General features: G+C 42.4%; 4 protein-coding genes. All 4 read right to left on the bottom strand.

All coding sequences use genetic code 11. The features are described from left to right. Positions 1 to 262: 262 nt before the first annotated feature. Positions 263 to 742, bottom strand: a complete 480-nt coding sequence (locus H6S82_RS17290) for a response regulator transcription factor (RefSeq protein ID WP_190475140.1) — start codon at positions 740 to 742, stop codon at positions 263 to 265. Positions 743 to 949: 207 nt separating this feature from the next. Next, positions 950 to 1,345: a response regulator gene (locus H6S82_RS17285; RefSeq protein WP_190475142.1), complete on the bottom strand. Its 396-nt coding sequence runs from the start codon at positions 1,343 to 1,345 to the stop codon at positions 950 to 952. Positions 1,346 to 1,360: 15 nt separating this feature from the next. Beyond that, the gene (locus H6S82_RS17280; RefSeq protein ID WP_190475144.1) at positions 1,361 to 2,791 is read right to left on the bottom strand and encodes a response regulator; all 1,431 of its coding nucleotides are present in this window, start codon (positions 2,789 to 2,791) and stop codon (positions 1,361 to 1,363) included. 75 nt (positions 2,792 to 2,866) lie between these two features. Continuing rightward, on the bottom strand, positions 2,867 to 5,162 hold a 2,296-nt coding region (locus H6S82_RS17275), incomplete at its 5' end, for an ATP-binding protein (RefSeq protein WP_191056467.1).

Below are 5,162 nucleotides of genomic sequence, written 5' to 3'. Positions count from 1 at the left end.
CTCTTCCGATCTGTGCATTTGTACTAATTTGTTCCGATGCACGATATGCCGGGAGGCACGCTGCGCGATCGCACTCCAACGTGTGTCTTAACAAAAGTTAATACAGTGTCGATTACTTTTGTCCGACTACTTAGTTCAAAAACCCGGTTTCTTGAAGAAACCGGGTTTCTCGTCAAACATCGCACCCACAGGCATTATGGCCACCTAGTTTTTTGGAAATTTATCTGAAATTACATCTATCCAAAGTTAGATATCCGATCGATTACTTGATATTCGATCGCTCCCCTAAAGCACGCGGAATAGCCTCATAACGGCGTCGAATCGCTTCTATTCGCGCCAACAGTTCGCGAATGCTGAATGGTTTGATGATATAGTCATCTGCACCGGCTTTTAACCCCCAAACTTTTTCCGAATCGTGGTTAATCACTGTCATGATCAGAATCGGTACATCTGAGAATTGTCGGATGCGCCAGCAGATTTCAATACCCTCCATTCCCGGCAATATCAAGTCTAAAAGAACGATATCCGGTTGTTTTTCTTTGGCTAAATTTAGTGCTGTTGGGCCATCTTTGGCCATTGTCACCTTATAACCTGCTTGCACTAAAGCAAAAGATAGTATTGCTCGCAATTCCTCATCGTCATCCACTATTAATACGTGAAGGTCTGGTGTCTGCTCTTGAAGCTCATAATAGGTAGCTTCTGAGCCATCAGCCTCAACTTTTAGAAAAATATCATTCCACATTATCGAGCTTAGGATTTTGGCTACAATTTCTAGCTTGACAGATGTACCCCCAATCTTTATAACTTTCTGTAGGCAGATTTGTAATCTTTCTCAAGAGTGGTTACCCAACCAAAGCTTTAGGCTAGTCGGAGAATTGATAATTACCACTTCCAGAAGATAGTTTTCTCGCTAAGTCATCCTAATTAACTAAGATAATTACCTCTTTGGTTAGAGATCGGCTAAAGTCGATTTAACGATCTCTACTAATTCAGCTTCAGACCAAGGTTTCAATAAGCAGCTATGCAGGTTTGCTTCTGTTTTTGCTCGTTCAATTGCTGAGTCATCAGCTTGACCGGTCAGCATGACTTTAACAATATTAGGAAATTCCTGATGGACGCGAATCAGAAACTCATCTCCCCTCATTCCAGGCATTAACCAGTCTGAGACAATCATCGTAATGTTGATTCCCTCTTCAGCGAGTTCTCTAATTACCTCTAAAGCTTCATCGGGGTCTTCAGCCATTTCATATACGTAGTCATCCCCAAAAGCCGCTTTTAGTTGCGCTCTCAGACTCTGCAATATCACTCTCTCATCATCAACACATAAAATAACTGGTTTAGACATTCTCTCACTCCTGAGTTAATTGTATAGAAGAAAAACAGTGAATTTAGTCCGGCCCGGTTCGCTTTCAACCTCGATTTTACCAGAATGCTTTTCGACAATTTTTTTGACAATATCTAGCCCCAAACCGCTACCTTCGCCTGGTGGTTTGGTAGTAAAAAATGGCTCGAATATTTTTGATTTTATATCTTCGGGGATACCCTTGCCGCTATCGGTAATGCTAATCATAGCCTGCTGTTGAAACTGATTTATATCGATCCTCAAAGTGCCGCGATAATTCATTGCTTGTAGGGCATTGTGAATGAGATTTGTCCAAACTTGGTTGAGTTCGTCTGGATAACATAGTACAGGCGGTAATTCCGCATAATTTCTAATTACTTCTATGCCTTGTTTGATTTGATTCTGATAGAGAGTTAAAATAGTTTCAATTCCCTCACTCAGGTTGGCAGGAACCATTTTCGCCGAATTGTCGTAACGGGCATAGGTTTTGAGGGCAAACACTACTTTCGAGGCGCGTTCTGTCGCGGTGTTGATGGTATCTGTGCCTCTTTTTAATTCGGAAAGTTGATAAGCTATTTCTACAATTGGCAAACTGTCAGGTTTTTTTAATAAAGGGATAAATGTTTCAATTTCTTGATAAACGCCCATGATTACGAGGCGATCGGCTATTATATCGGCGTTGTCGATCGCTAATTCTTCCAATCGTCGTTGCAAGCTTCTTCTGAATTGGCGCTCTTCTTTGGTTGATAATGAGATCTCTTGTTGAAGCGATCGCTGCAATAGTCCCAAAAAATCCTGCACTTCTTCTGGCGAGAGGGATTGAAACAGCGGCGGTAACTCTTCTAGGGTTTGATTCAACAATTTGGAAATATTTCCAGCAGAGGAACGAATTGCTCCCAAGGGAGTATTGACTTCATGGGCAATACCTGCAATCAATTGTCCCAAAGCTGCCATTTTTTCCGATTGAATCAGTTCTTCTTGGGTAGCTTTCAATTGTTGCAAGGTTATTGCCAATTCCTCATTAGTTTTGGCTAACTGAGCGTTTTTCTGTTCGAGACTCTTTTGCAAGGAACGTAAAGCCAAGTGCGTTTCTACACGCGCCAAAACTTCTTCTACCTGAAAGGGTTTGGTAATGTAGTCTACTCCGCCGACTGCAAAAGCTTTTACCTTATCGAGAACGTCATTGATGGCGCTGATAAATATTACCGGAATATCGCGAGTTAGTTCATCTGATTTTAGCTGTTGGCAGACTTCATAGCCATCCATTTCTGGCATCATAATGTCCAGCAAAATCAAATCTGGAATAGATTGGCGAATACCCGCAAGTGCCAACTTTCCACTGGGTACGGCTCGAACTTTGTAACCCTGTTCGTTCAAGATACCAACTAACAGGCGCAAGTTCGCTGGTGTATCGTCGATCGCTAAAATATTGGCTTTAAAATCGGTCATCGGTCATCGGTCATTGGTCAGTTGTTAGTTGTCAGTTGTCTCTAGTTAAGGAATTGTAGGTTGGGTTTCCTGGCTTCAACTCAACCTACGAAAACTATTAGCATCAATAATTAATGTCAAAACCTTGTCATATTGAAAATTGTCAATACAACTTTCAATGGCATTGGCAAGAGGAGCGTTTTGGGTACGAATTTGTTCTATTATTGTGGCAATTAAATCCAAATCGCCTTGAGGAATTGCCTCTTGCAGGTTAGCTACCCATTCCGCAGGTAGCGCTGCTATCGCCGCAGAAGTCAGTGTATTTGCCTCTTCATTTTTTGTTAGAGATGAATCTCTTTCAGATGAGTCTTCATAAACATAACGCACGCCGATATACTTGTGCATAGCATCAAATATTTCTGCCTCGCGGAATGGTTTTCGCATAAAGCCATCGCAACCGGCTGATAGCACAACTGCACGTTCTTCTTCTAAAACGCTAGCAGTTAAAGCAATCACAGCTGTCGCTTGACCTTTAGTACTTCCTTTAATATGTTTCGTAGCTTCATAACCATCCATTACTGGCATTCTCATATCCATCCAGATTAAATGAGGCTCCCAAGCATCCCAAATTTCAATTGCTTCTTTGCCGTTACTGGCTTCTTTGAGTTCAAAACCGAAGGGGTTAAGCAACTTGATTAATAATTGACGATTGCTCTGTTTATCATCAACTATTAAAATCCGATAGCGAGGTTGATTGGGTTCGAGGGCAATAACTCGCCGTTTCGGTTGTTTGCTTTCAATTTTGTTCTCTTCAACCACTTTCACTTCAATATCAAATTTGAACAGAGTGCCGTGACCTACCTGAGAACTGACGCTCATTTCACCGCCCATCAGTTGTACAAATTTGCGGCTGATTGGCAATCCCAAACCAGTTCCTTCTTGCGCTTCTTTGCCTGTTTTGCTTTGTACAAAAGCTTCAAAGATGCTATCTATTTCGTCTGGGGCAATGCCTGCACCCGTGTCTTCTACTTCAAATACTAATGTCCGATAAGATTCTTTTCCTTCGGTTTTGACTTTTGAATTTTGGCTTTTGACTTTTAAAGATACACCTCCCTCTTGGGTAAATTTGAGAGCGTTGTTGAGCAGGTTAATCAATACTTGGCGCAATTTTACTTCATCGGTTCGCACATATTGAGGCACATCGCCAATGCGCTCGAAAAGCAAGTCCAACTGCTTGTCATCAGCCTTCAGTTGGAACATATCTTCCAAGTCATCCAACATTCGATAGAGGTCGAAGTTTTTTTCGTTGATATTGGTGCGCCCTGCTTCAATTTTGGATAAATCGAGGACGTTGTTGATCAGGGTGAGGAGGTGTTCGCCGCTGCGGCTAATAATGCCGACATTTTCTACCTGTTCTGGGGGTAAGCTTTGCGATCGAGTCATGAGTTGAGCAAAACCGAGAATGGCGTTGAGGGGCGATCGCAATTCGTGACTCATGTTGGCAAGAAAGGTACTTTTTGCTTGGTTAGCAACTTCGGCTTTCTCTTTGGCTATAGCTAATTCTGCTGTGCGTTCTGTGACTTTTCTCTCTAGTTCTTCATGGCTTTTAATTAAGGCTTGCTCTGCCAGTTTGCGTTCTAGTTCTGCCGCTGCGCGTGCTGCAAAAATCTTCAATACCGACCGGGCACGTTCTTCTTGAAGTAAGGGTTTATCGTCGAGAATACAGATATGACCGATGATGTAACCTGAGTTACTCAATAGCGGTAAGCCTAGATAACTTTCGGCTTGCAGACTCACTAAATCTAGGTCTAGGGGAAAAAGTTGCTGGATGTGAGCAGGAAAGCAAACGATTCCTTCATTGACAACCCGCTCGCAGGGAGTGTTAGCTAAGTTATAGCTATAATCTTCAATAAATTTATCTCCAGCCCAGAATCCCAAGGCGTTAAGTCGCCTGCCTTGTTCATCTTCTAGGAGTTCTGTTACCATTGCATGGCGGATGTTTAAGGCAAATGCTAAATATTGAACAAAGAGAGGGAAAAAGTCTAGGGCACCGTTAACGGAAGCAGTACCTTTTACGAGAGCTTTAATGATGTCTTCAAGTTGTTTTTTGTCGCTAATGTCTTCAACAACGACTTGGAAGATAGGTTGATTGTCGGATGATGTTTGCAGCTTTGAAATCGTGAGATTTACCCAAATCAGATAACCTTCTTGATGAAGGAAGCGTTTTTCGATCGCATAGTTCGCAATTTCACCAGTGAGGAGTTTTTGCATCAATTCGCGTCCGCTGTCAATATCCTCCGGTGCAGTAATATCCGGGAACGATCGGGCTAGCAGTTCCTCACGGCTATAGCCGATCATCTCGGCCAGTTTTTGGTTAACCTGTAGCCATTTG

The organism is Planktothrix sp. FACHB-1355 (genome assembly GCF_014748295.1).
GTDB classification, from domain to species: domain Bacteria; phylum Cyanobacteriota; class Cyanobacteriia; order Cyanobacteriales; family Aerosakkonemataceae; genus Aerosakkonema; species Aerosakkonema funiforme_A.
The sequence above is the reverse complement of the archived record's forward strand: the minus strand, read 5'-3'. Positions and strand labels throughout refer to the sequence as shown.

Coding starts and splice junctions, on each gene's coding strand:
- H6S82_RS17290 (WP_190475140.1), bottom strand. CDS start 742: ATGTGGAATGATATTTTTCTAAAAGTTGAGGCTGATGGCTCAGAAGCT.
- H6S82_RS17285 (WP_190475142.1), bottom strand. CDS start 1,345: ATGTCTAAACCAGTTATTTTATGTGTTGATGATGAGAGAGTGATATTG.
- H6S82_RS17280 (WP_190475144.1), bottom strand. CDS start 2,791: ATGACCGATTTTAAAGCCAATATTTTAGCGATCGACGATACACCAGCG.